Origin of the sequence: Methanoculleus sp. UBA374, from assembly GCA_002508705.1 — an archaeon.
In the GTDB taxonomy this organism is placed as follows: domain Archaea; phylum Halobacteriota; class Methanomicrobia; order Methanomicrobiales; family Methanoculleaceae; genus Methanoculleus; species Methanoculleus palmolei.
This window is the reverse complement of the sequence record DAYL01000023.1, coordinates 46,480-70,766: the sequence shown is the minus strand read 5'-3', so window position 1 is coordinate 70,766 and position 24,287 is coordinate 46,480. Positions and strand designations below refer to the sequence as shown.

Sequence of the window (24,287 nt, the reverse complement as noted above, 5' to 3'; positions counted from 1 at the left end):
GAACCTTGCCATGGATGACGGCATGCTGAATCTGACCGGGGTGCTCCTCTTTGCTGAGAAACCCGAGTGGATCAAACCCCAGTTCATCATCAAAGCCATCCGCTATCCCGGCAACGCCATCCACGCAAGCGAATACCTCGACACCGAGGATTTTTCCGGGACATTCCCCGAGATCTTCGAGGGCGCCATGGCCTTTATCATGCGCAACCCGCGGAAGGTCCAGGCAGGTAAAGGAGTCAATACCCCGGGGGTTCTGGAGATCCCGCCGGTAGTCTTTGAGGAACTCCGGGTCAATGCTCTGGTGCACCGGGATTACCTGGTCAGTGCACCTATCCGGCTGTTCGTCTTCGACAACCGCATCGAGATCATCAGCCCCGGCCACCTCCCGAACAACCTGACGGTGGAAAAGATCCGGACCGGCAACTCAAATATCAGGAACCCTATCCTGGCATCATACGTCGCAAAGGGGCTGCTGCCGTACCGCGGTCTCGGCTCCGGCATCAAGCGGGCACTCGAAGACTGGCCGGATATCGACTTCACCGACGACCGGGACGGTTGCCTCTTCACCGTCACAGTTCACCGAAAGGAGGAGAAAAGTTCGGAGAAAGGTTCGGAGAAAAGTTCGGAGAAAATCCTTGAACTCCTGAAGGCCGAACCCGACCTGGCAGCAAGAGTAGTCGCAGAACGGCTCGAGATCACACAGAGGGCGGTCGAAAAGCAGATCGCCAACCTGCGTAGAGACGGCCGGCTCCGCCGCATCGGCCCCGCCCGCGGCGGGCGCTGGGAGGTGCTGGAATGACCTTCACCGATTCCTCCACCGTCGAGCAGCTGATCCTTGATGCCGTCACCCGAAAGCGGCGGGCCGCCCACCTGACCGTGCAGGAAGCCCCCCGGGCCGCATTGCCCGGCCGGTTGGACCTACGTGCCCCCAGCCCAAATCCCGCGCCGGTCAGGCGACGTGATGTTTGAACCCCGATATCGCTGCCGGGCCCGACCGGGCCGACGAGGTGATCTACAACCTCCGTGCCATCCTCCTTTCCGTTCAGGCCGACGGCCTCGTCCGGGCGAACGAGAATTTCATAGCCTGGCTCCGGGGCGAGAAGACCATGCCCTTCGGGATGAACGGCGAGCACGTCCCGGTGCGGCTCGTCGACGCCGAAAACCCAGGCAGTAACCACCTCGTCGTCACCAACCAGTGGATCTACCAGGCCGGAGCCGTGGAGAAGCGGTCCGACATCGGCTTCGTCGTCAACGGACTGCCGCTCGTGATCGGCGAGGCAAAGAGTCCCGCCCGTAGCGCCGTGACCTGGTTTGACGGCGCATACCAGATCAATGAGATCTACGAGAAGCAGGTGCCGGCCATGTTCGTCCCCAACGTCTTCTCCTTCGCCACCGAGGGCAGGATCTACCGCTACGGCTCCATAAGGATGCCGATCGACCTCTGGGGGCCGTGGCGGACGGAGGAGAACGAACCCCGTGTTCCGGATCTCAATCAATCGGGAACACCCGGATGTGATCTCAGATGACCAGTTGTTTCGTAGGGCACTACCCAATTTTGAGGGGACCTGTTGTAAGGGACCCTGACAGCATCTTTATACCATATAGTAACCTATAGTTTGTTATGGCAACGACGATCCAGCTCCAACCCGAGACCAAGTCCCGTCTGGATGCCCTGAAAATGCACCCCCGGGAGAGTTATGACGAGACGCTCAATCGTATCATGGACGCGTTCTTCGATCCGGAGCCGCTCTCCGAAGAAACGCTGCAGGAGATCGAAGAAAGCATCGCGGACATGCGGGCCGGTCGGGGTCGCCCCTTCGAAGAGTATGCTCGGGAACGGGGCCTTCGATGACCTGGCGGCTCCTCCTCATGCCAGGAGCGGAGCGGAAACTCAATCAAATCCCGGACCCTGATGCCCAACGAATTAAGGACGAACTCTACGCCCTGGCAGACGAGCCGTTCCCTCGTCTGTACGCCAAAAAACTGAAAGGACACCAGAACAGTCCGTTGTATTCTTTTCGTGTGGGACAGTACCGGATCATTCTTGTGTTCGAGAATAATATGATGATTATTACCGTGATCGATATTGGAAATCGGAGTAAAGTCTATCGGAAATATTGATAGCCGTCATTTCCGCTCTGCATACCAGAAGGTCAACTACCCCCACCTCTCGTCGGGGGCATGATACCATGCTCTTTGTAGGCTTCGCGATTCAACTCCCTCCTGTGCGGGAGAGAGACCGCAATAGGCCGATTGACGGCGGCCCTAGCAGCGATACTGCTGCACGGTGGTGGTGTTTGCGCCGGTGTATAGCCGTGATCCACAGGAGACGTTCCTGCTTCGTGTTGAAGAAGCTGAAGAAGGGGAACATGACATACGATGATGTAATCTCTCGGATGGTCGACGATGAGAGTTGGGATGTTGAAAAACTGGATGCCGATCTAGGTAGAATCGAGAAGAGATCTAAGTTTTACTCCTTTGAAGAGGTATTCAAAGATGTATAAACTAATCTTCAGTGAGGAAGCGCTCAAATACCTATCACAAATACCGAAATGTGCACCGTCGCCTCACGTGAGGTGCGACGGACGGAATGTCCGGAGCACGAGCACTGTTCGGTGCAGAGCCGCGAAGGAATGATCAGACTCTGCGTGATGCTCATCCTCACTTCCAATGGGTGCCGGATCTGAATTTTCCCCGGTTCACCCCGGACAGTGGACCGTGGCGGCCTGCGCACCTCGCACCGAGCGGTGCTCAAATTCCGTTCCTACCGGAACGTCGTTCTCCGGTGCTCGAACTCCCGCCGTGCCGCCGGTCGTTTATCGCCTCTGGGGGTGGGGACCGGGGAGGGGAGATTTGTCCCCCTCCCCCAGAGGGTGTCCTTCCGTCCTTCCGGAGGCCCCCACCTCCTCGGAAGAGGCGGGGACAATGCGGTGGCGATAGTCACGAGGAATCCGCGCTCGGGCGTGGCCCCGGAGGAACGACACTCCCGCAAGTTAACCGTCGCGGTTTGAAGCCTGACGGCTTCTCAAGCTCCGCTTGAACTCGCGCTTCGCGTGAGAGAGCAGTCCTCCATACACCAGGACCGACAAAATAAGATGAAACGGTCCATCCACTACCGTCCTGCGGCCGATGACGGCAGGGATATCTTCGCGATGTGGTTACCGATCGTCCGGAGGGGAGAACATCCCGTTCTCTCCGCTGCGTCCCTCGTGGACGGCGGCCGGGATGGGGCACTCCCAGATCGTCCGCGCACCAGTCTTCGGTGGGACTGAACAGCCGTCCATGCGCGCCGGAACGGTGGCAGCCGGTGATGCTGTGAGAACCCGAACTGCAGGGGCCGCTCGGCGGCTGGGAAGCGTGCGGTTGTCCCAGGAGCGAGGTTGCGCCCGACGTTCCTGACCCATCCCTCTCATCGAGAAACGACGTCTGGATCGCAAGGGTCACCGCGTCGCACCCGGCGAAGTCCGCGGTGCAGGAGAACTTCCCCGCACCGACGACCGTTCCCAACAGTTCCTCAAACCCGGGCTCCTCGCCCTTGAGCGGAGACTCGCCCCGGTTGAGCATCACGATCTTGTAGCCCGACGAGGAGGAGTTCCGCTGGAAGTTGTAGACGTGCTCGATCTGTGGCCCATCCACAAAGAGGGGCGCCACATCTCTCAAAGATACCGGGCAAAATCGTCGGGATCTATCTTTGCCAGTTTCAGGACGCTATGAAGCGTACCAATCTTCAGCTCATCGTGCAACGGGACAACCGTACCCACTTTTCCGCTGGGCGTCACCTTTGAAAGGCGCACATGGCTCCCCGATTGCCCGCTTACGGCGAATCCATAATGTTTCGAGAGTATCTTTATCACCGTCTTGCCCGAGACGGGTTTAAGCCCGGACACCTTCGGCCACCTCAAACGTCGTGATGATCGGCCTTCTCCCATCTTTCAGCGGGAACTCTTCAAGGTACAATTCCGTAGCTTCTTTGAGGTTAGCTACCGCCTCCTCTACCGTCCGACCCTGGCTGACGGTGCCGACCTCCGGGCACTCCGCGACGTACATATCCTCTTCCCTGTAAAGCACGGCCGTGAGCGTCTTCATGATCTCACCAATAGAATAGCATCGCTCTTTGTGGTGATAATACTGACCGAAGTATCAGCGTAGCCATCTCGTCAACTTTGAAGACTCCAAGCGCGGGTTCAAGCCCGGACCCACAATTATCCCACGCTTCTTTCGAAGTCATCGTGATCAGACCGAGAGTGGGTCTGCCCCGACTGTGGTACTCACCATGACCGCGACATCAACGCAGCGATTAGTCAGAAATTTGCCTTGCAAGAGCAGAATCTTGTCGGGGAGCAGGTGCGGAACGCACCGTTGAGCCTGCGGACTCGTCTCAATAGGGGGAGAATGAAGCAGGAAGCCCCGTTCTTCATGGCGGGGTGGTTTACTTTAGGAAAAACAAGTTATCCTGATAAGTACAATATCATATATCAGCCGCCCTCCGACCAAAGACGAGACAGGGCGTGCCGGCAAAAGAGAGGGGAAGCCCGATGCCGGGCACCTACACCGGAACGACACGGGAAAATCGGCCGAGCAATCGTTGCAGCGAGGATCTACATATTATGGACACAGAAAACCTTCCAATCAGGATCACCTCGAACGGAGAGGAGATCTTCCGGACAGAAGAGAGCATATACATCCGCCTGCCGCCCGGACGGGCCGTCTTCTCCACGTCCTGGGTGAACGGGGGGTACCGGGAGGACCTGACGGGGGTGTTCAACCACCAGCCGCCCCACCGCGCCCTCAAGTCTCACGACCTCGAAGGAGGGTCCGTAGAAGCGTACATCGCACTCGTAGCCGGAAGGCTCGGCCTCGATCCTGATAAAACGGCAGGACTGCTGACCGCAGCCCGGATGAAGCACGCCGCCGCGGTGACGAAGGCTCATCGGGGCGTCGAAGTCACGGCGGTCGTCACCGCCGGGATCGAGGTGAACGGAGGCCGGGTAGGCGATCCGGCATCCTACTTCCAGGAAAACGGAGAAATCGAGATGATAGCCGGCACGATCAACACCCTCCTCCTCATCGGCGCCGACCTCCCGGCGTATACGATGACCCGGGCGGTCATCACCGCGACGGAAGCGAAAACAGCCGTTCTCCAGGAACTGATGGCCCCGAGCAGGTACTCTTCCGGCATCGCGACCGGTTCGGGAACGGACGGCATCGCCGTCATCGCGGACACCACCCACGAAAAGAACCTGACCGACGCAGGAAAACATTCGAAACTCGGGGAGTTGATCGGCAGGGCCGTCATGGAGGCGACCCGGCTCGCCCTTGAACGTCAATCCCGCCTCTCGCCGGCGTCCCAGCAGGATATCATGGTCAGACTGAGCCGTTTCTCGATCGGGGAAGAGGACCTCTGGACCAGGGCCTCCTCCATGGCAGGCGAGAACCGGAAGCCGCTGTTCATCCAGTCCCTCCGGGAGACCGCAAAAGACCCGGCTCTCCTCTCCGTGGCGACCGCAGTCATCCACATCATGGACGAGATCGGCTGGGGCCTCCTCCCGGAAACGGCCGGGGGGACCGCAGCCAGAAAGATCCTCTGCACGATGCCGGAGGTCTGCGGGACGAAGCCCGACGAGGAGTTTTTCTCCCTCCTCGCCGCCGATGAGCCGGTGGGGGAGCACCTCCAGAGAACGATCGCCTGGATTGCAAAACAGAGGGCCCGGGAAGAATGACGCAGGTCCAGTACCCCTTCACCGCGATCGTCGGCCAGGAGACGATGAAGAGAGCGCTGCTCTACAACGTCGTCGTGCCCTCCATCGGGGGGGTGCTCATCCGGGGGGAGAAGGGCACCGCCAAGTCGACGGCCGTGCGGGCGCTCGCTTCCCTGCTTCCCGCGCGGAGCGTGGTCGAAGGGTGCCCCTTCCGGTGCGGCTTCGGGGAGACGGAGACCTACTGCTCCCTCTGTCGGGAGCGGCTGGACGCGGGGGAAGAACTCAGGCCGGCCTCCGTCCCGATGCGGGTGGTGGAACTGCCCCTCAGCGCCACCGAAGACCGGGTCGCCGGGACCCTCGACATCGAGTACGCTATCAGGACCGGGATGAGAAAGTTCCAGCCCGGCATCCTGGCGGAAGCAAACGGAAATATCCTCTACGTGGACGAGGTCAACCTGCTCGAGGACCACCTCGTGGACCTGCTCCTCGACGCGGCGGCGATGGGGGTCAACTACGTGGAGCGGGAGGGGATCTCCTTCTCGCACCCCGCCCGGTTCCTCCTCGTCGGAACGATGAACCCCGAGGAGGGAGACCTCCGCCCGCAGCTCCTGGACCGGTTCGGCCTTGTGGTCGATGTGACCGGGGAGGAGGACCTCTCGAAGCGCAAGGAGATCATCAGGAGGAGGCTTGCCTTCGAACGCAGCCCGGAGGAGTTCCTCTCCGGGTACCGGGGCTCCGAGGAAGAACTCTCCGGGGCGATTGAATCCGCAAAAGCCCGGGCGGCTGCCATGGAAGTCGCCGAGGAGATCCTGGACAAAGTGGTCTCCATAACCCTCCGCCTCGGCGTCGACGGGCACCGGGCGGACCTCACGCTCGTCCGGGCCGCGATCGCGTCCGCCGCCCTTGCCGGCAGGGACGCGATCGCGAGGGAGGACCTCAGCCGGGCAGCGGACCTCGCCCTCCCGCACCGGGTCTACCGCAGGCCCTTCGAGGAGCAGCACGGGGATATGCAGGCGGTGCAGACCCATATAGCGGAGCTGTATCGGGATGCTCCCTGACGAGCCCGTCTTTGAGGGCATCTTCGGGCTGGAAGAGGCAAAACGGGCCCTTCTCCTCTTTTTAACCGCCCCGGACCTCAAGAGCCTCGTCCTGATAGGAGAGAGCGGGACCGGAAAATCCAGCCTGGCCCGCATGGCGGGGACGATCGCCGGGGAGCGCATCGTCACGCTCCCGCAGAACGCGACATGGGACCGGGTCTTCGGGGCGGCGGATATCCCCGGCTCCCTCCGGGAGGGAAAGCCCGTCTTCCGACCGGGCCTCCTCGGAGACGCCGACGGCGGAATCCTGCTCCTGGACGACATTCATCTGATGGACCGCTCACTGGTCGCGTCCGTCTTTACGGCGGCTGAAGACGGCTGCGTCCCCGTCGAGCGGGACGGCGTATCCTCGGCCTACCGGACCCGGTTTCGGGTCCTCGCAACCCTGAACCCGACGGAGGGGGAACTCTCCCCGCACCTCATGGACCGGTTCGACCTCTCCGCCGTCTGTCCGTCAATCGACGACCCCGCCCTCCGGAAAGAGTTTCTGGCATCGACGCTGCGGCGGGAGCGAGAGACGGGAGCCGGGGGAGAGAGCCGGCGCGAGATGCTGCTCGCCGCCCGGCGGAGGTATACGTTTGTCCTGGTCCCCGAGGGGTTGATGGACCTGATCGCGGACCTCGGCAGGAGCCTCCGGATAGCGGGCCACAGGGGTGAGATCTCCCTCGCCCGGGCTGCCCGCGCGGCGGCCGCCCTCGACGGGCGGGACCAGGTCACGCTCGAGGATGTATCCGGGACCGCACCTCTCGCCCTCCGCCACCGGAGGCGGGACGGCCCGGAGGTCCCTCCCCCCCGAGAGACGGGAGAGAGCGCAAACAGAGAAAACGGAACCCCGGAAGGGCAGGCCGGGGCCGCACCGGCGCCGGAGAGCGGAGAGGGGTCCGGGGACGCCCCCGGAGAAGAGGGGGCGCCCGGCCCGGCAGGGGCCGATCAGGTCTATCCGGTAGGGGAGCCGCCCCTGTGCGGAGATATCTTTCCAGAGCGGGCGAACTCCCCCGGGACGACGGGAAAAAAGGGGGGACGACAGAAGAACGCCGACCGGGGGAGGTATCTCCGGCCGCGGATTCCTTCGGGGACCATTTCGGATATCGCCTTCGACGCGACGATCCGGGCTGCGGCCCCCTACCAGCGGACCCGTCCGAAGGGAGAGATGGCAATCGCCCTCGCCGTCCGGGACCTCCGGGTCAGGGAGAGAGAGCGCAAAACGGGGAGGACGATCCTCTTCGTCGTCGACTCAAGCGGTTCGATGGGCATCGGAAAGAGGATGACCGCGGTGAAGGGAGCGATCCTTTCTCTGCTCAAAGACGCCTACATCAACCGCGACAGGGTCGCCCTGATCTCCTTCCGGGGCACCGATGCGGAGGTGCTCCTCCAGCCGACCAGAAGCGGGGCCGTCGCCTGCCGTCGGCTCGAAGACCTGCCCACCGGCGGCCTGACCCCCCTCTCCCGGGGCATCCGGGAAACGGCCGGCCTTATCAGGAAGATCAGGCAAAAAGACGTCCACGACGAACCCCTGGTCGTATTCGTATCGGACGGCCGGGCGAACTACTCCCCATCGGGGGCGGACCCGATCGTCGAGGCGTTCGACGCCGCCGTTGCGATCCGGAGGGAGAAAGCCCGGTTCCTGGTGATCGACGCCGAATACGGATATCCGCGGTTCGGACTCGCCGGGGACCTGGCGGAGCGCCTCGGCGGAAGGTGCGTCAGGCTTGAATCCCTGAGCGGGGACACAATCGCCGATCTGGTCCGGAAGGAGCGGCGCACATGAGAAACCCTCAACCGCACTCAAGGAAGACAGGGATTTTGGGAGATAAGGGTGAGATCTCAAAGGTCAATTAAAAAAATATTTACTTAATGAAAATAATTCTGATTGTCATGAAACGCACCCGACATCTCCACGGACTGGCGATCCTCTGCCTCATGCTCATCGGATGGATCGCAATATCCCCCGTATCCGGAGAAACGCTGCAGGCCTTTCCCGCCGACACCGTCTCCCCCGAATACGCAGAAGGGTTCAGTGTAGAGTACCACGACACCTACAAGCGGGTCACGGTCCTCAGCCCGTGGCGAGGGTCCAACGAAACGTTCACCTACCTCCTGGTGGAGCCCGGAACGGTCCCTCCCGACCCGGGGCCCGGGGAGACGGTGATCGAGATACCCTCCCGCCGGTTTGTCTCCCTCTCCACGACCTACCTCCCGTATCTCCCGATCCTCGGTGAGACGGAGGCTCTGGTCGGAGTGGAGGATGCGAGCCTGGTCAACACCCCTGAGATCGTCAGCCGCATCAACGAGGGCTATGTCAGGGACGTTGCCGGCGCCGGGTCCGGCATGGCATCCGGGGTGGACATCGAGGTGCTCATCGATCTCGACCCCGACCTGGTCATGACCTACGCCACCGGTACCCCTGAGTATGATATGCACCCAAAACTCAAAGAGGCGGGAATTCCGGTCGTGCTGAACGGAGAGTACATGGAGACGGACCCGCTCGGAAGGGCCGAATGGATCAAATTCGTCTCGGTGTTCTTCAATAAGGAAAAAGAGGCGAACGAGTACTTCGACCGGATCGAAGCGGAGTACCTGGCCCTCAAAGACCTGGCCGCCACGGAAGAGAAGCCGACCGTCTTTCTCAACAACAATTACAGGGGAACCTGGTACATGGCAGGCGGGGAGAGTTACGTCGCGTGTTTCCTCTCCGATGCAGGAGCCGATTATTTCTGGGCAGACGACACCACAACGGGGAGCATCCCGCTCGACTTCGAGGTAGTCTACGATCGAGCGCTCGGCGCGGACTACTGGCTCAACCCGGGCACCGTACGGTCCATGGAAGAACTGCTGGCAGAAGACGCGAGGTACGCCGACTTCGGTGCCGTCGGGTCGGGGCAGGTCTATAACAACAACGCCCGGGTGAACGACGGGGGAGGGAACGACTACTGGGAGTCGGGCGTGGTTCACCCCGAGATCGTCCTCAAAGACCTCCTGAAGATCTTCCACCCCGATCTCGTCCCGGACCACGACCTCGTCTACTACCAGCAACTGAAGTCCGCCGACGATTCCCCGGGCGACGGCGGAAGCGATCTCTGGGAGCCTTTCAAGGCGATCTACAGAGAACTCCTGAAGATCTTCCACCTGGACCTCGTCTCCGTATGCCGGATACCCGGGGCCGGAGCTGGCCGGTGACGAAGACCGCAGAAAGGACCGGGTCTGGCTGGCCGGTGCTGAGGGGCTCCATAAGCATGGTTCTCCTCATCGCAAGCCTCGCCGCCCTCTTTATGCTCAAGCTCGTCCTCGGTTCGGTGGCGATCCCCGTCTCCGACGTCGTCGGCATTCTGCTGGGGAACGGAAGCGATAATGCCGGCTGGGTCGCCATCGTCCTCAACTACCGGCTCCCGACGGCGGTTGTCGGCATCTTTGCCGGGGCATCGCTCGCGGTTGCCGGCCTGCTGATGCAGACCCTCTTCCGAAACCCCCTCGCCGGACCGGATGTCTTCGGCCTCTCGGCCGGGGCAAGCCTCGGAGTCGCCGTGGTGGTCCTCTCCGCCGGAACGGCCGGGGCCTCGTCCACCATTCTCGGAAACCTGGGCCCCTTCGGGAGCATCGGGATCGCGGTTGCGGCATCGATCGGGTCGGGACTGGTCCTCCTGATGATCCTGATTGCATCCCGGCGGATCAGGAGCAGCATGACCATCCTTATCCTGGGCCTGATGTTCGGCTACACCGCCAGCTCGTTCATCTCGATACTGATGCATTTTGCTCTTGCCGAACGGATTCAGGCATACACCGTCTGGAGTTTCGGGTCCTTCGGGGGGGCGACCTGGGACCAGATCCAGGTCCTGGTCCTCTTTGCCTCCGTCGGACTGCTCATAGGGGCGTGCCAGGTAAAAAACCTCAATGCGCTTCTCCTCGGAGAGCAGTACGCAGAGAGCATGGGGCTCGATTTTCGCAGAACCAGAAACGTGATCTTCGTCACGACCGCCGTACTCTCCGGAACGGTTACGGCTTTTTGCGGCCCGATCGCGTTTATCGGGATAGCGGTGCCCCACCTGTGCCGGGCTCTCTTCTCCACTGCAAACCATGCGGTCCTCGTTCCCGCCTGCATCCTGCTCGGCGCCTGTCTCGCGGTTGCCGCCGACATCATCGCCTCCGTCCCGGGAAATGAGATTACCCTCCCCCTGAACGCCATAACCTCTCTCATCGGCGCTCCGGTCGTCATCTGGGTGATCTTCTCAAAAAACAGACAGGGGATGGAGATGAGCGTGTGAGGACCCTGATACGGGCAGAGGGCCTCTCGATCGGGTACAAAACCCGGAGAAAGGTGCGAAAGACGATCGCGGCGGACCTTTCGCTGGACCTGAAAGCAGGGGACCTTGTCTGTCTTGTCGGCCCGAACGGCTGCGGAAAATCGACGCTTCTTTGGACCATCACCGGACTTCTGCCCCCGCTCTCGGGGGAGGTGTATCTCGGCGGACGGGACGTGCGGGCTCTCGCGCCCCTGGAGCGGGCAAAACTGGTATCCGTCGTGCTGACGAACCCCGTCCAGGCAGGTCAACTCTCGGTGTACGACGTCTGCGGCCTCGGAAGATACCCCTATACCGGCTGGCTCGGCTCGCTCACCGACATAGACCGCCGGCAGGTGGAACAGGCGCTCGACGCCGTCGGGGTCGCCTCGTTCGCCGATCGATTTTTAGACGAACTCTCGGACGGCGAACGACAGAAGGTCATGATAGTGCGGGCGCTTGCTCAGAATTCGAGGCTGATGATCCTCGACGAGCCGACCGCCTATCTCGACGTGCCCTACCGCATGGAGATTATGCATATCCTGCGGAGCCTGGCCCGGAACGAGGACCGGGGGATCCTGCTCTCCACGCACGACCTGGACCTGGCGATGCGGACCGCCGACCATCTCTGGGCCATCAGCAGAGAGGGCCGGTTCTACTGCGGGGCGCCCGAGGACCTGGCACTGGACGGCGTGATCTCCGAGGTCTTCGGGATCGGGGGGATCAACTACGACGTCGGGTGCGGTCAGTTCCGGATGCCGGCCCCTCCGAGAGGGACCGTCGCGGTATCGGGAGAGGACGGGAAGATCAGGTTCTGGACGGAGCGTGCGATGCAGCGGATCGGGTTTGTCCCCGGGGCAGGCGACGATCCGGCCGTCAGGGTTGCGATCCGGGAGACCGAAGCCGGCCCGCTGTGGGAGGTGCGTACCCGGGAAGATGCGGGACGCTTCTCCAGTCTGACCGACTGCACCGCCTGGCTGAGAGAACGCGATGTCGGGTGACCGGTGCCGGGCGGCGGCTGCAAGGAGCCTGAAGCCATCTTTATGGGGAATATTTATATACACACTTTTGTTAACTTGTGAAAATACCTCTATAATTGGCCCAATTTGGGAAATATTTATAAGAGGAATTTATCTCACAAATAACTTTATATAAATATATCTCAAACAATCACATATGTCTCACACAACACATCCGGCCCACGGGCACGGCAAAGAGAGAGAATCTCACGGTGCGATCGTCGTGGTCGCGCTGGGTACAACCCAGGCCGAAGGGAGGGCCGTCATATCCCGGGCCGTCGATCAGATCCGGGCATGGTGCCCCGGCACGGTAGTAAAGTACGCGTTCACCTCGGAGGTCGTGCGGAGCGTCCTTTCGGAGGCGGGCGAGAGCGTCCCGAGTCCGCTTGCGGCGGTAGCCTCCCTGATGGATGAGGGGCACCGACGAATTGTCCTGCAGCCGCTCTGCGTCACGCCGGGCCTCTACTACCACGGGCTCTACAGCATTGCATCGGCCCTCAACTCGATCGCCGGCCCGCACTACGACTTCGGCCTCGACGGGGTCCTGATCAGCAGGCCGCTCCTCCTCCTCGAAGAGGACTACCGCGACGCCGCCGCAGCGATCCTGGAGGTCTATGGGAGGCAGGAGCCGGGCTCCGCGCTCGTTCTCATCGCGCCCGCATCGGAAGGGGGAGGAGACCCGGCGCTCTGTCAGCTCCAGATGATCCTCGACGAGACCGCCGGCGGAAGCATCATGATCGGAGCCGCATCCGGGTATCCCGGCATCGATCAGGTCGTCGAACGGCTGCGGCATATGCAGATTAAGACCGTCAAACTCGCCCCGCTCACCCTCGTTCCGGGCATCCATTCCTGGATAGAGATTGCCGGAGAGAACAACGAGGATTCATGCCTGAAGCGGCTTCGGAAGGCGGGCTACCTGGTGACGACCGATACCCGGGCCGTGGGAGAGTATCAGCCGGTTCTGGACCTCTTCGGGAAACGGCTTAAAGAGACCATCCAGAACCATGACTTTTTCTAACCCCTTTTTTCAGGGTAATTTTCATCGCAATCTGCAGCGTCGATCAACATGTTTAACTTGAATAAAGGCAAAAAAAGTTGTATTAACGCCACGTGAGCATCTCCGGCCCGGCGGACCCGGCCGATTTTTCCTTGCAGAAGTGAACATCCATGACGCACCAACCCCGTACGAAGGCAAAGATCGCGATCTACGGAAAGGGAGGGATTGGAAAGTCCACCATCGCCGCAAACATCTCGGCGGCACTGGCGGATGCGGGCTTTTCCGTCCTCCATATCGGATGCGACCCCAAACGTGATTCAACGCGGGCTCTTCTCGGAGACCTCCAGCAGGTGACGGTCACCGAGTACCTCCGCGGCGGGGCCGGGGGGAGGTATGCCCCGGGGGACCTGATCGAGGTAGGCTACAAAGGAGTTGCCTGCATCGAGGCGGGAGGTCCGGAGCCGGGCATTGGCTGCGCCGGAAGGGGCATTCTCAGCACCTTCGAGGTGCTCGACCAGTTTGAGAACGATATGTCGCGCTTTGCCTACGTCCTCTACGATGTCCTCGGGGACGTCGTCTGCGGGGGGTTCGCCGTTCCCCTCAGGCACGGGTATGCAGACACGGTCCTCATCGTGACGTCCGGGGAGTACCTCTCCCTCTACGCCGCAAACAATATCCTCAGGGGCATACGAAACTTCGACGGAGACCGAAAGAGGATCGGCGGGATCATCTACAACTCACGCGGGGGTGCGGAGGAGGACGAGCAGGTCGGGCGGTTCGCAAAGGCCGTTCATCTCCCGGTCCTCGTGAAAATTCCGCGAAGCGAGCTGTTCCACAAAGCGGAGCGGGTGCCGGGGACGCTGATCGGCGAATACCCCGACTCCGAGGAGGCGGCCCTCTTTCGGGGGCTGGCCGCCCATCTCACCGGAGATGGAGGATTCCCCCGGTATCGGGCAAGACCCCTGGAGGCCCCGGAACTCGAGGCCCTGATCTCGGGGCGCAACGTGAAGACCCCGCCTCCCCGGCGCGCTCCCGCCCCGCCGCCGGGGTCCCGGGGATTCATCGAGGAGCCGCTCCGACCGGGGCCCGGATCGGGACATCCCCCGTATCCCGGAAGGGAGCCGCTCTTCGGGTGCGCCTTCTCCGGGGCCGTCGTCGCCCTCTCGCAGATCCGCGACGTCGCCGTCGTCGCACACGGCCCCTCGAACTGTGCTCATATCGTCTCCCAGCTCCTGACCTCCTCGTACAACCGGGATATCCAGAAAAACCCCGGGCGCCGGCCCATGCCGTCCGTTATCCCGACCCGGATGGACGAGCATGCGGTGGTCTTCGGGGGGGAGGAGGCACTGGCGGCATCGGTGCAGAACGCCGCCCTCGCCGGCTATCGAACCGTCTTCATCGTATCCACCTGCGTCCCCGGACTGACCGGGGACGATATCGCCGGCTGCGCACGGGACCTCTCGGCGAAATACTCCATCCGGGCGATCGCGGTGCCGGTGGACGGGGTAGGGGAAGGCGACTTCTCCGCGGGGACCACAGCAGGGTACCGGGCGGCATCGTCCCTGATCGCCCCGGGAGTGCGGGGCAGGCCGCGATCCGTGATCATCGCCGGAGAAAAGACGCTTGCGAACAACACCAGCGCAAACTTCGATGAAATTGCCGCGTACCTCTCGGCTCTGGACATCCGGGTCGTTTGCCGGTTCCTTGCAAACACCTCGGTTGGCGAGGTCGAATCGGCCGGAGAGGCGGACCTCATCCTCCCTGCATCCTCAGACGTCCAGACGAGAGCCCAGGCGGAGATCCTCTCTGCAAAGACCCGGGCGGAGATCTTCCCCCTCCCCTTTCCGCACACCTTCCGGGCATGCGAAGACTGGGTACGCGGCCTTGCAGAGAGATACGGTGCCCGTAAAGAAGCCGAAGCCCTGATCCGGAGGCACAGGGTGATCTACCGGGGGGAGATCGACCGGATAGGAAGAGCGGTCGCCGGAAAGAAGGTCATCATCTCCTCGTCCGGCCCGGACATCTCGTGGGTTCTCGATATCCTCACCGAATGCGGGATGGAGGTGCCCCGCGTCGGGCTCTTCGGCTCCCCCTACCCGCAGGCTCCGCACGACCCCCCGACCGGGGTGTCCGTCACGACCGGCTACTCCCCCGACCGCCTCTACGCGGATATCGCAGATATTCGGCCGGACCTGGTCCTCACCACCATCTGGCCGGACCCGAAGAAAGCAAAGGTACGGTGGGGAGTCATTCCCTTCTGCCCGAATGCAGGCTTTTTCGGGTCGCTCTCGTCCATGCGGCAATGGGCGGGCATCCTCGCCGGGCCGGTCTCCGAAGGATGGAGGGACGACCTGTGAAGTCCGGCGTGATCGAGCCCGACGCCCTGACCGGGATGATCCTCGGCGCCGAAGGAATCCCGGATGTGGCGGTCCTGCTCAACGGCCCGACCGGCTGCAAGTTTTATCATGGGCATGTCGCCCACGTGCAGCGGGGCGGATCGGAGGTCCCGGACCCCTACCTGACGCTTGAGCCGTGGTTCTTCGGCCAGCCCCGCGTCCCGTGCACATACCTCGACGATGAGGACTACATCTTCGGAGCCGGGCAGAAGCTCCATGAGATCCTCCCCTCCCTCGCCGCACGATGGGACGGCCTGATACTGGTGGTAAACGCCCCGGGAGCGGCGTTGATCGGCGACGACCTAGAAAAAGCAATCGCTCTGGCCGGGGTTCAGGACCGGTGCATCCCGGTAGAGACGCCGGGATTCTCCTGCCCCGGACCGGCGGGGACGGACCGGGTCATCGCCCGGGTCCTCCGGCATATCGCCCCGGCCAAAGAGAAGACCCGGCCCGGGACGGTCAACCTGCTCGGCCTCTCCCTCATGCAGCGGCACTGGAAAGGGTCGCTTGCGGAGGTGACGCGTCTCCTCGCCCGGATGGGCGTGCAGGTCCTCTCCTCCCCGGGCGCCGGTTCGGAGACCGGGAGCATCCGCTCCTCACCCGGCGCCGCATACAACCTGCTCGTCTTCCCCGAGTTCGGGGAGGAGACCGCCCGGTGGTACGGACAGAACGCCGGGACGCCCTGCTACATCCCCGCCGAAGGCGCGCCGATCGGATTCGACGCCACGTCCGCATGGGTCCGTGAAGTCTCAGAACTCCTCGGGGCGGACCCGTCGGACATAACGGGAGAGATCGCCGCCGCACGAGCGAACGCCGCAGCCCATATCGCCGGGCAGAACTCGATATCGGGGGTCCCCCGGGGCGCGGGCTACGCTATCAGGGCGGAGAGTTCCGTCGCCCTCCCCCTTGCAAAATGGCTCTACACCTACCTGGGCATGGTCCCGACGGGGGTCGAGGTCGCCGGCGGTGCATACCCGCCGTACCGGGGCGAACTTTTGCGGTTCCTGGAGGAGATCGGCGCTTCGGAGACCTGGAGCGTCTTTCCCGGGGTCCGAAACCCGGATATCGTCTTCGCCGACGGAATGACCGGAAAGATGCTCGCCAACCAGGGGATCTGCAGGGGGTACGTCGAGGTCGGCTACCCCTCCTCCGGGAGGATCGAACTCGTGCCGAGGACCATCCTGGGCGTATCGGGGGCGCTCTACCTCGTCGAGGAGATCCTCAACATCCTTCGATAGTGAATCGTTTCGTCTTATGTTATTGGATGCGTAGAGGATCGCCGCTTCACGCGAAGTGCGAGTTCAAGCGGAGCTTGAAAAGCCATCAGGCTTCGAGCCGCGACGGTTCTAACGAACCGGAGCGTGAGCACCGAAGGTGCGAGCCGCGACGGACGCGAAAGGGAGATTGATATTGCGGTCAATAGAGGTCTGATTCCCGCTATACTAACCTGGGGGAGCGTCGTTCCTGGGTTTTAGGGCCACGCCCGGGCACGGATTCCCCGTGACTATCGACACGCACTGCCCCCTTCCTGCAGGGAACGGGGGCTGGAGACCGGGCGGGGAGGGGGAGACCCCCTCCCCTGTCCCCACCCCAACGGCGATACCTACCACGGTCCACTGCACGGGGTGAACCGGGTTCCGGGGCCACGCGCTGCCCCCGCCCCTTGGGGCGGGGAACGACGTTCCGGTAGGAACGGAGTTGAGCACCGAAGGTGTGAATGAGGAGGCCGAAGGCCGGGCGGGGTGGGGCTCGTGAGGAGTGCCGTGGACGGGGAGGGGGAAAATCCCCCTCAAAGGCCTTCGGCCTTCTCGTGCTCCGTTCCTGCGGAACATCGCATTCCCCGGTCCCCACCCCCAACGGCGATACCCGCCACGGTCCACTGTCCGGAGCGAACCGGGGAAATCCAGATCCAGCACCCACCCCATCGGAAGTGGGGCTGAACATCAAGCAGAGTCCAATAATTCAGGATCGATGCAATAATGTCCGCGGTTTCACACCGAACAGTGCTCATGCTCCGGGCGTTCCGTCCGCCGCACTTCACGCGAGGCTACGGTGCACGTGAAAGATTTGATGAAATGATCCACGAGGGCCGTCACCTGCCGGGACCGGTCATCGACTCGAGGGTGCTCTCCACCGAGAGGTAGAGCGACCGGAGCCGGCCCAGCGTCTCAGCGTCCGGCTCCCACATGCCGCGGTCAACCGCTTCAAGAAGCCTTCCCGCCATGTGCATGAGTGCATGCGGGTTGTCTTCGGCCAGCCAGGCACGGCAGGACTCGTCGAAGAGGAACGTCTCGGCGAGGGACCGGTACTGCCAGTCCTCGAGGATACCCGACGTCGCATCCCACCCGAACGCAAAGTCAACCAGGGCGGAGAGTTCCTGGGCTCCCCTGTAGCGGTGCGGTTTGAGGCCCTCAAGCCATTTCGGGTTTAAGATCCGGCTCCTGAAGAGAAACCGGCTCTCCTCGGCAACCGTGCGAAGGACCGGCGCTTCCGGGTTCGAACTGTCCCCCACGAACGAGACGGGGTCCTTTCCGCCGTATTCCTTCACCGCCGCGATCATCCCCCCGAGATACATGAAATCGTCGTCGTTGTCGAGGATGTCGAGCTCGCGGGAGTCGTGGTTCTTGACGGTGACGTCGAGTTCGGAGAGCCGCCGCTTGAAGAGGTCCCGCATCTCCTCCCCATGATGCTTTCGCCCGTAGGCATGGCCTCCCCAGTCCAGGTAGGTGTCGGCAAGGTCCCGCCGTTCGCCCCAGTCGGCGGAGGTCACGCGATCGGCGACTCCGGCGCCGTAGGTCCCCGGCGGGCAGCCGAATATCCGGACGAGGGCGCGCGATCTCGCCTCGTCCGCGTCCAGCCCCTCCCGGATCGCATCGAGAAGCGATCGGCGCAGGTGGGCCGCGAGGTAATTGTCCTCGTCCTGCTCGTCCAGGCTCGCGACCATCTCCACGCCCTCGTCGATCAGGTCGATAAGACCGGGGAAGACGTCCCGGAACAGGCCGGTGATCCGGAGGGTCACGTCTATCCGCGGCCTCTGCAGTTCGGAGAGCGGCACGACCTCCAGCCCGGCGACCCGCCCTCCGTACGCGGACCAGACGGGCCGAAGACCCATCAGCCAGAGGAGGTAGGCGAGGTCGTCCCCGCCGGTCTTCATGGTATCGGTGGCGAAGACCACGATCCCGACGTTCTTCGGGTAAACGCCTTCTTCGGCCACGTATCGCCGGATCATCTCCTCCGCCATCCTCTTCCCGACGGCAAAGGCCGGGGGCGTCGGGATCGTGGCGGGATCGACCGAGTAGAAGTTCCGACCGGTCGGGAGCAGGTGCGCATTGCCCCGTGTAGGGGCCCCCGACGGCCCCGGGGAGACGTAGCGCCCGTCGAGACCCGCCGCAAGGCTCCCTATCTCGTCGACGGTCCGCCGCACCGCCGGTACGATCTCGGTACAGATCGCCTCCAGCGCCGTCTCCAGCTCCTCGCGGTCGTCGAACTCCCCGAGCAGTCCGGGGATGCTCGCGGGGTCGCATCCTGTCTTTGTCATCTTTTGTATCAGATCGGCGGAGCGTCGATCGATCTCCTCCAGGACGACGCCGTTCGGCATCCCCCGCCCGGAATGCCAGCCGGACGGGTCGGCGGCGAGACGAGGCGCATCCTCGCCCATCGCCCGCCCGACCGCTTCCCGAAGGGAAGGGATCCGACCGTTCCTGATCCTGGTCAGGGCGTAGAGGAGTTCGCAGAAGCGCTCCCCCTCGGGGACTTCGCCGAAGATATGCAGCCCGTCTTTGATCAGGGAGTCGCGGGCCGTGCAGAGGTAATCGTAGAGCGCCTCAAGGTGGGGCGGCAGGTCCGAAGGAGCTGTAGACCGGAGATGAAGATCCGAGGCGAGATCGGTCCGTTCAACGATGCATGCGATCTCTTCGAGGAGGCCGTCGGCCTTGGCCTCCTCCCCGCTTCGCGATGCGCGGAAATAGTCCTGAAGGAGGAGGACGAGGTCCTCGAGGTCCCCGTATCCTCCCGCCCGGGTCATCGCCGGGATCAGGTGGTCGACGATGACTGCATGGGACCGCCGTTTTGCCAGGACCCCCTCTCCCGGGTTGTCGATGACATACGGGTAGAGATGAGGGAGGTCCTCGAGCACGGCGTCGGGGTAGCAGGACGACGAGAGCGCCAAGCTCTTGCCCGGAAGCCACTCGAGCGTGCCGTGCGTGCCGAGGTGGACGACCGCCTGCGCCCCGAACCCCTCCTTCAGCCACCGGTAGTATGCGAGGTACTGGTGAGGCATCACGAGGTCCGTACTATGGTAGACCGCCTCCGCCTCTTCGAGAAATCCCCGGGGGGGCTGCAGGCCGACGAAGACGTTTCCAAACCGTCTTCCGGGGATAAGGAACCGGTCCCCCTCGGTCAGGACGGCTCCCGGCGGCTCCCCCCAGTCGCGGAGCATGCTGCTCCTGCAGGTGGAGTCCAGCCCGGAGAACCATTCCCGGTACTCGTCCCGGCCGACCGTCCCTGCCGCCCGCCGGACCATCTCCGGCCCGGTGAGGCACTCGGGGGTGTTGGTCAGGCCGGAGAGGAGCAGGAGGACCAGGTCCTGCCCGGTTGCGGGGAGGTCGTCTCCGCAGTCGTACCCCGCCTCCCTGAGCGCGTGCAGGATGCGGACGGCGCTCTCCGGACCGTCAAGGCCGAACGCTCCCCCGATCGAGTCGTTCGAGAGGCCGTACTGGTAGAGCAGCACCGCGACCCTTCGCTCGTCCACGGGGGTTGCACGCAGATCCGCCCATGCCTTCGCCATCTTCGCGAGCCGGTCGGCCCGTTCCGCGATCCCCCGGACCTGCCGGGCGCCGTCCTCCGATTCGCGCGAGGCAACCGGGACGGTGATGATCTGCCCATCGTACTCCGGCCATACCACGAGGGACGAGAGTTCGAGCGGAGAGAGGCCCCGGATATTGCCCGCCCAGTCGTCACGGCTCTGACCGGTGACCATCGCCTGCAGGACCGGCACGCCGAGCTCCGCGAAGAAATTCCCCGGGCCTCCGTCTGAACGGCCGTCGCCGGGAGAGGAGAGGCTGATCTGGGAGAACCCCATCAGGACGACGAGAAGATCGACGACTGCCTTCCCCTCCTTCATGAAATACTTCCTCACGATCTCCGCAACCCCCGGCGAACCCGAGACGGGGTCCGGCACGGACGAACAGAAGACCGGTATGGTCGAAAGCCCTTCCCGCTCCAGGGAGGCGATGACCACGTCCACCCCCCCGAGCGCCCCCTCGAGGTAATCGCCCTGCCAGAAGAGGATGCCGGCCTTTCGTGCGCCGGGGGGGAGGGAGGCGAGGTAGTCTTCGGGAGATGCATCCTGCGGCCTTCCGGGGTGGTAGATACCGTGGGCGGGAGGCCGGACCGGATCGGGGGCGGCCGGGGACCCGCCGTCGATGCGGCCGTGAACAAAGAGGAGGAGGGAGCGCATGTTCTCGTAGCCGCCGAGGTGCAGATACGCGTGAACGAGACGGTAATCCTCTTCGGCGAGGCGGAACAGATGGCGGAATTCTTCCATCTCGTCCGGAAGCGTGGATGCGACGAAGACGGGGGCGCGAAGGCCCTCCAGTTCCTCCCGGAGGCGGGGGAACTTCTTGAAGTAGGGCACCGAGCCGTGGAGGTTGATGATGACGAACGAGGCATCCCGGACCTGTTCCACCGTCCCGATGAAGAGCTCCTCGTTGCCGTCGAGGTCTTCCGAACAGACGCACCGAACCGTGACGGGTACACCTTCATCGCAGAGGTCGGCCGCCGCACGGGAGAGGAGAGGGTTATCCCCGGACCCGGAGCCGATATAGATAAGGTTCATCCGGAGCCTCCCGATGGGGGCGACATCGGTTCTGCGACTTCTCCAAACGGGTAAACGGAAGGGGCGTGCGACATACTACATGTTTTTGTCGTGCAGGAATATAAGCGGCATGAGAGACCCGGAAGGTCGGCAGGACCGGAGGGATGGGCGGCGGAAGCGGGACCGATCACGACGGGCAAAGCGACCGCATGACCGGGGATATGCGAAAGGTTAATGCCCGCACAGGATACCGCAACCATCATAGTTTTCCGGGTGTAACCTATGCATGAGATGCTCGATGAGGGTTCGGCATGGCGGAACCGGAGGTTCAGGTCTCTGCACCTCCCGCTCTTCGTGATTCTCGCCGTACTGCTGCTGCTGGATGTCGTCACGACGACCGGGATTCTCCTCCTCGGGGGAATGGAGTTGAATCCTCTGATGGCGGGCATCGTGCCTTCCGTTCCTCTGCATATCGGAGTGAAGGCCCTCTTCTTTGCAGGGATGTTCCTCTGGGTGAAGTGGTGGGACGTGCGGGTCTGCCACGCCGGGGTCACGGCTCTCGCGGTCCTCTGCACATGGTTCACGTTCGTCGTCGTCCACAACGTCGGCTCCCTCATCCCTCACCTGTCGGGGTGACGGCGGACGCCCGGCACCTTCGTCCCTGTGGTCGGGGAACTGGACTTACTCACCACAGTATCATCTGCAAAAGTATTTGACGAAGAAGAAAGAATGAGCAATCAAGGAGATGGAACGCGGACAAATTACCGGAAGCGAGACGCTACCATGACCACTCCCCCGGACTCGACGAAGAAGACGCCGTCCGTCGCCAGGCTTGAGAAGATGCTGCCGGTACTCCGGGAGCGGTTCGGCGTGATAAAGATCGGGATCTTCGGGTCCACCGCCCGCGGCGAAGAGCGGTTCGACAGCGATGTGGACATCCTGGTCGAGCTGTCGCCGGAGCACCTTACATTCCGGAACTTCACGGCGCTCGCCGACTTTCTGGAGGAGGTTTACGGGCGAAGGGTCGACCTCGTCACCGTCGGGGGGCTCGATCCGCTTATCCGGCAGGATGTGGAGAGCGAGGTGATCTGGTGTCAACTACCCCGTCCGATAGGCCGGGGCTTGCAACCGGGATCGATTGGGATCACAAGGTTGCAATTTAATGTGCGCGAAGGTTGACGGTTGAAACGCGGTCCTTATTCGCAACGGCCGGTTGACACGGCCACTACTGATTATCCGTTGAATCACGGAATCACCAGCGACTTTTCTGGCGTGGTTGAGAGCGCTGTTCACGTCGGCATTGATCAAGGTTCCCGTGGCGCTCCGGTACAGTCCCCGCTTGATCCGCCGCTTCTTCCCGTAGGGAGGCTTCTGGATCGAGTCGAGCGCGAGAGCATCCACCTGGGAGGTGTACGCCTCTGAGTGGGAATCATCGAACCCTCTACTGCGCCCGGGGCCCAGCACGCCGCCCGCGGTGAGGCTCACTCCTCCTTCTTACGGACGCGCTGCCGGATGAGCCAGGCTGCCGCCACCAGGCCGAGGATGCCGATGAGGGCAAGGGTGCCGATACCTGCAAGCAGGGGTGGATGCGAGAGCGGGTCTTCCCCTCCCGTCAGAAGATACTGGAACGACCTCCTAAATACTGGAACGACCTCCTAAAAAGCGCTGGAACCGTCTATTTCAAATGGAAAGTAAAACCTACTTAAATTATTAAAAACTATTTTGATTAAGATGAAGAAACTACTATTATCATGCAGAAATCTCCTTTTTCCGCGAAAAAGCCCTCTCACTCGAAGATGCCCGGAAAAATCGTCCCAGTCCGAAAGTTGGATGGGGTTCGGAGCGTCGGGGACTATTTTAGCCTCGAATCGCCGAAACACGGTGGGTTTCGGTCCTTCGACCATCCTTCCGGAGGGGAAGGGGTGTTAGACCCTGCCGACCGGGAGGCAGCAGCCATTAACGATGCGATCGTTGCAGAACATTGCCGGCTGCTGCCGGCTACCGCTGTCGCGGGGATAATCGGAGGAAGACCATGCAGGAGTTAGGGTGCTCGATGTGGTGTCCATGGACCGGGAACTCCCCGAGGCTCTGGAGACCCTCTCTGCCCGTACCGGTACGGTCGAGATCCTCTCGGAGGCTGCCCACGATATCCTCCATTGTTCGGAGGCTTGTTTCTCCTTCGACCTCCGGTACACGGTCCATTCCCCGACCGCCGATATCAACATCGCCAGTTGCCGCGAGCCGATCAGGCAGGCGTCGCTTTGTCTCCTCCGTGAAGTCTGTAGGGTGGCGGGGAGATCGGTGCCGGGTGCGTGGTCGGCCACCCCGGTTTCTCGCCCTGGCTCGAGTTTCTCGACCGTTCGTACCTGGCGCTTCGAGAGTCTCTCGGAGATCTTGCAGCAATCCAGGAGGAGGACGGGGTGCCGGTCGCCGTGGAGAACATGGGAAGCTGGGAGGTGTGCCATTTCCGCGATCCCTCCTTCCTGCCTGCCCTGCACGAAGCAGGGCTCTCGTTCTGCCTGGATCTCGGCCGCGCTCACATCAACGGAATGCTGGATGAGTTCCTCGCCATAGGAAGACCCCTGCATGTCCATCTCCACGATAACGACGACTCCGGTGATGCCCATCGGGCACTGGGAAACGGGAACATCGATCTCTCCCGGGTACTCCCCCTCCTCCTCAGAACACATCGCGGATTGTCGAAATGCAAACGCTCGAAGCTTACGACGAGAGCATCCGCTTCATGGCGGGACGGAGAAGGGGGGCTCGGTCCAACGCACCGGGGTGCGGGCTATGTCGAGTTTGAGATACCGCCGTGTTTCGGGGTACTTCTTGCTCCGGTGCAGGTGGTGGATGCGGAGGGACCTCTGAGTGTTTTCGTGCAGTGGCGTCTGCAATTCACCCATCCTCGTCGAAACGTCCCGAAAACAGACATAGGGAGCACTTGTAAAGATCCGAACGGGGACAACATACTCGGCATATCTTAATAG

21 protein-coding genes and 2 pseudogenes are annotated in these 24,287 nt (G+C 62.6%); 18 read left to right on the top strand and 5 right to left on the bottom strand.

Annotation, left to right across the window (positions count from 1 at the left end; translation table 11 throughout):
• Positions 1 to 10 precede the first annotated feature (10 nt).
• The 5 genes from BRA42_RS07590 to BRA42_RS07570 all read left to right on the top strand — a co-directional run bounded on the left by BRA42_RS07590 (position 11) and on the right by BRA42_RS07570 (position 2,504).
• Positions 11 to 799, top strand: a complete 789-nt coding sequence (locus BRA42_RS07590) for an ATP-binding protein (RefSeq protein ID WP_292405092.1) — start codon at positions 11 to 13, stop codon at positions 797 to 799.
• A 166-nt stretch (positions 800 to 965) separates the two neighbouring features.
• Positions 966 to 1,526, top strand: a complete 561-nt coding sequence (locus BRA42_RS07585; RefSeq protein WP_292405094.1) for a type I restriction endonuclease — start codon at positions 966 to 968, stop codon at positions 1,524 to 1,526.
• 95 nt (positions 1,527 to 1,621) lie between these two features.
• Complete coding sequence (locus BRA42_RS07580) at positions 1,622 to 1,852, top strand: DUF7557 family protein (protein WP_292405097.1); 231 nt, start codon at positions 1,622 to 1,624, stop codon at positions 1,850 to 1,852.
• The gene (locus BRA42_RS07575; protein WP_342771136.1) at positions 1,849 to 2,121 is read left to right on the top strand and encodes a type II toxin-antitoxin system RelE/ParE family toxin; all 273 of its coding nucleotides are present in this window, start codon (positions 1,849 to 1,851) and stop codon (positions 2,119 to 2,121) included. Before BRA42_RS07580 ends, BRA42_RS07575 begins: the two co-directional genes overlap by 4 nt.
• A 68-nt stretch (positions 2,122 to 2,189) precedes the next feature.
• The gene (locus tag BRA42_RS07570; protein WP_292405103.1) at positions 2,190 to 2,504 is read left to right on the top strand and encodes a hypothetical protein; all 315 of its coding nucleotides are present in this window, start codon (positions 2,190 to 2,192) and stop codon (positions 2,502 to 2,504) included.
• 898 nt (positions 2,505 to 3,402) lie between these two features.
• On the opposite strand, the pseudogene BRA42_RS07565 reads toward BRA42_RS07570, so the two are convergent.
• From BRA42_RS07565 to BRA42_RS07555, 3 genes and pseudogenes are all read right to left on the bottom strand, one after another.
• A pseudogene (locus BRA42_RS07565) lies at positions 3,403 to 3,648 on the bottom strand (nucleotide sugar dehydrogenase); the annotation flags it as partial.
• Positions 3,649 to 3,656: 8 nt separating this feature from the next.
• Entirely contained in the window at positions 3,657 to 3,887 is a 231-nt protein-coding gene (locus BRA42_RS07560; RefSeq protein ID WP_292405106.1) for a type II toxin-antitoxin system HicA family toxin, read from the bottom strand.
• A complete protein-coding gene (locus tag BRA42_RS07555; RefSeq protein ID WP_292405109.1) occupies positions 3,874 to 4,086 on the bottom strand; it encodes a type II toxin-antitoxin system HicB family antitoxin in 213 nt (70 codons plus the stop codon). Before BRA42_RS07555 ends, BRA42_RS07560 begins: the two co-directional genes overlap by 14 nt.
• A gap of 177 nt (positions 4,087 to 4,263) precedes the next feature.
• On the opposite strand from BRA42_RS07555, the pseudogene BRA42_RS07550 reads away from it, so the two are divergent.
• The 10 genes and pseudogenes from BRA42_RS07550 to BRA42_RS07505 form a co-directional block, all read left to right on the top strand.
• Positions 4,264 to 4,728 (top strand): annotated as a pseudogene (locus BRA42_RS07550) (hypothetical protein); the annotation flags it as partial.
• Positions 4,629 to 5,720, top strand: coding sequence for an adenosylcobinamide amidohydrolase (locus BRA42_RS07545; RefSeq protein ID WP_342771181.1), 1,092 nt, complete (start codon positions 4,629 to 4,631; stop codon positions 5,718 to 5,720). The pseudogene BRA42_RS07550 and the gene BRA42_RS07545, both read left to right, overlap by 100 nt.
• Positions 5,717 to 6,757, top strand: coding sequence for an ATP-binding protein (locus BRA42_RS07540; RefSeq protein ID WP_292405112.1), 1,041 nt, complete (start codon positions 5,717 to 5,719; stop codon positions 6,755 to 6,757). The genes BRA42_RS07545 and BRA42_RS07540 overlap by 4 nt, the downstream gene beginning before the upstream one ends.
• Positions 6,747 to 8,564 carry a VWA domain-containing protein gene (locus BRA42_RS07535; RefSeq protein WP_292405115.1) on the top strand — a complete coding sequence of 606 codons (1,818 nt, stop codon included), beginning with the start codon at positions 6,747 to 6,749 and terminating at the stop codon, positions 8,562 to 8,564. The genes BRA42_RS07540 and BRA42_RS07535 overlap by 11 nt, the downstream gene beginning before the upstream one ends.
• Before the next feature lie 107 nt (positions 8,565 to 8,671).
• On the top strand, positions 8,672 to 9,973 hold the full coding sequence (locus BRA42_RS07530; RefSeq protein ID WP_292405118.1) for an ABC transporter substrate-binding protein: 1,302 nt from the start codon (positions 8,672 to 8,674) through the stop codon (positions 9,971 to 9,973).
• Entirely contained in the window at positions 9,940 to 11,055 is a 1,116-nt protein-coding gene (locus tag BRA42_RS07525; protein WP_342771135.1) for an iron ABC transporter permease, read from the top strand. Before BRA42_RS07530 ends, BRA42_RS07525 begins: the two co-directional genes overlap by 34 nt.
• Positions 11,052 to 12,071 (top strand): ABC transporter ATP-binding protein, encoded by a 1,020-nt coding sequence (locus BRA42_RS07520; protein WP_342770764.1) that lies wholly within the window; start codon positions 11,052 to 11,054, stop codon positions 12,069 to 12,071. Before BRA42_RS07525 ends, BRA42_RS07520 begins: the two co-directional genes overlap by 4 nt.
• A gap of 175 nt (positions 12,072 to 12,246) precedes the next feature.
• Positions 12,247 to 13,107: a sirohydrochlorin cobaltochelatase gene (locus tag BRA42_RS07515; protein ID WP_292405126.1), complete on the top strand. Its 861-nt coding sequence runs from the start codon at positions 12,247 to 12,249 to the stop codon at positions 13,105 to 13,107.
• 149 nt (positions 13,108 to 13,256) lie between these two features.
• Positions 13,257 to 15,443 carry a nitrogenase component 1 gene (locus tag BRA42_RS07510; protein ID WP_292405129.1) on the top strand — a complete coding sequence of 729 codons (2,187 nt, stop codon included), beginning with the start codon at positions 13,257 to 13,259 and terminating at the stop codon, positions 15,441 to 15,443.
• Positions 15,440 to 16,720, top strand: a complete 1,281-nt coding sequence (locus tag BRA42_RS07505; RefSeq protein ID WP_292405131.1) for a nitrogenase component 1 — start codon at positions 15,440 to 15,442, stop codon at positions 16,718 to 16,720. Before BRA42_RS07510 ends, BRA42_RS07505 begins: the two co-directional genes overlap by 4 nt.
• Before the next feature lie 854 nt (positions 16,721 to 17,574).
• Here BRA42_RS07505 and cobN read toward each other — a convergent pair.
• The gene (cobN, locus tag BRA42_RS07500) at positions 17,575 to 21,318 is read right to left on the bottom strand and encodes a cobaltochelatase subunit CobN (protein ID WP_342770765.1); all 3,744 of its coding nucleotides are present in this window, start codon (positions 21,316 to 21,318) and stop codon (positions 17,575 to 17,577) included.
• A 270-nt stretch (positions 21,319 to 21,588) separates the two neighbouring features.
• Here cobN and BRA42_RS07495 point away from each other — a divergent pair, with 270 nt between their 5' ends.
• Positions 21,589 to 21,933, top strand: coding sequence for a DUF5658 family protein (locus BRA42_RS07495; protein WP_292405136.1), 345 nt, complete (start codon positions 21,589 to 21,591; stop codon positions 21,931 to 21,933).
• Between the two features lie 93 nt (positions 21,934 to 22,026).
• Positions 22,027 to 22,476, top strand: a complete 450-nt coding sequence (locus tag BRA42_RS07490; RefSeq protein ID WP_292405139.1) for a nucleotidyltransferase family protein — start codon at positions 22,027 to 22,029, stop codon at positions 22,474 to 22,476.
• 819 nt (positions 22,477 to 23,295) lie between these two features.
• On the opposite strand, the gene BRA42_RS14545 is transcribed toward BRA42_RS07490, so the two are convergent.
• Positions 23,296 to 23,499, bottom strand: a complete 204-nt coding sequence (locus BRA42_RS14545; RefSeq protein ID WP_394339230.1) for a hypothetical protein — start codon at positions 23,497 to 23,499, stop codon at positions 23,296 to 23,298.
• A gap of 110 nt (positions 23,500 to 23,609) precedes the next feature.
• Here BRA42_RS14545 and BRA42_RS14540 point away from each other — a divergent pair, with 110 nt between their 5' ends.
• Positions 23,610 to 24,284 (top strand): TIM barrel protein, encoded by a 675-nt coding sequence (locus BRA42_RS14540; protein WP_394339231.1) that lies wholly within the window; start codon positions 23,610 to 23,612, stop codon positions 24,282 to 24,284.
• The last annotated feature ends 3 nt before the right edge of the window (positions 24,285 to 24,287 follow it).

Excerpts from the sequence above, each read along its gene's own strand:
- BRA42_RS07555 (WP_292405109.1), bottom strand. The coding sequence starts at position 4,086 with ATGAAGACGCTCACGGCCGTGCTTTACAGGGAAGAGGATATGTACGTC.
- BRA42_RS07490 (WP_292405139.1), top strand. The coding sequence starts at position 22,027 with ATGAGCAATCAAGGAGATGGAACGCGGACAAATTACCGGAAGCGAGAC.
- BRA42_RS07495 (WP_292405136.1), top strand. The coding sequence starts at position 21,589 with ATGCTCGATGAGGGTTCGGCATGGCGGAACCGGAGGTTCAGGTCTCTG.
- BRA42_RS07580 (WP_292405097.1), top strand. The coding sequence starts at position 1,622 with ATGGCAACGACGATCCAGCTCCAACCCGAGACCAAGTCCCGTCTGGAT.
- BRA42_RS07540 (WP_292405112.1), top strand. The coding sequence starts at position 5,717 with ATGACGCAGGTCCAGTACCCCTTCACCGCGATCGTCGGCCAGGAGACG.
- cobN (WP_342770765.1), bottom strand. The coding sequence starts at position 21,318 with ATGAACCTTATCTATATCGGCTCCGGGTCCGGGGATAACCCTCTCCTC.
- BRA42_RS07590 (WP_292405092.1), top strand. The coding sequence starts at position 11 with ATGGATGACGGCATGCTGAATCTGACCGGGGTGCTCCTCTTTGCTGAG.
- BRA42_RS07515 (WP_292405126.1), top strand. The coding sequence starts at position 12,247 with ATGTCTCACACAACACATCCGGCCCACGGGCACGGCAAAGAGAGAGAA.
- BRA42_RS07510 (WP_292405129.1), top strand. The coding sequence starts at position 13,257 with ATGACGCACCAACCCCGTACGAAGGCAAAGATCGCGATCTACGGAAAG.
- BRA42_RS07535 (WP_292405115.1), top strand. The coding sequence starts at position 6,747 with ATGCTCCCTGACGAGCCCGTCTTTGAGGGCATCTTCGGGCTGGAAGAG.
- BRA42_RS14545 (WP_394339230.1), bottom strand. The coding sequence starts at position 23,499 with ATGGACCGTGTACCGGAGGTCGAAGGAGAAACAAGCCTCCGAACAATG.
- BRA42_RS07575 (WP_342771136.1), top strand. The coding sequence starts at position 1,849 with ATGACCTGGCGGCTCCTCCTCATGCCAGGAGCGGAGCGGAAACTCAAT.
- BRA42_RS07525 (WP_342771135.1), top strand. The coding sequence starts at position 9,940 with ATGCCGGATACCCGGGGCCGGAGCTGGCCGGTGACGAAGACCGCAGAA.
- BRA42_RS07530 (WP_292405118.1), top strand. The coding sequence starts at position 8,672 with ATGAAACGCACCCGACATCTCCACGGACTGGCGATCCTCTGCCTCATG.
- BRA42_RS07570 (WP_292405103.1), top strand. The coding sequence starts at position 2,190 with ATGCTCTTTGTAGGCTTCGCGATTCAACTCCCTCCTGTGCGGGAGAGA.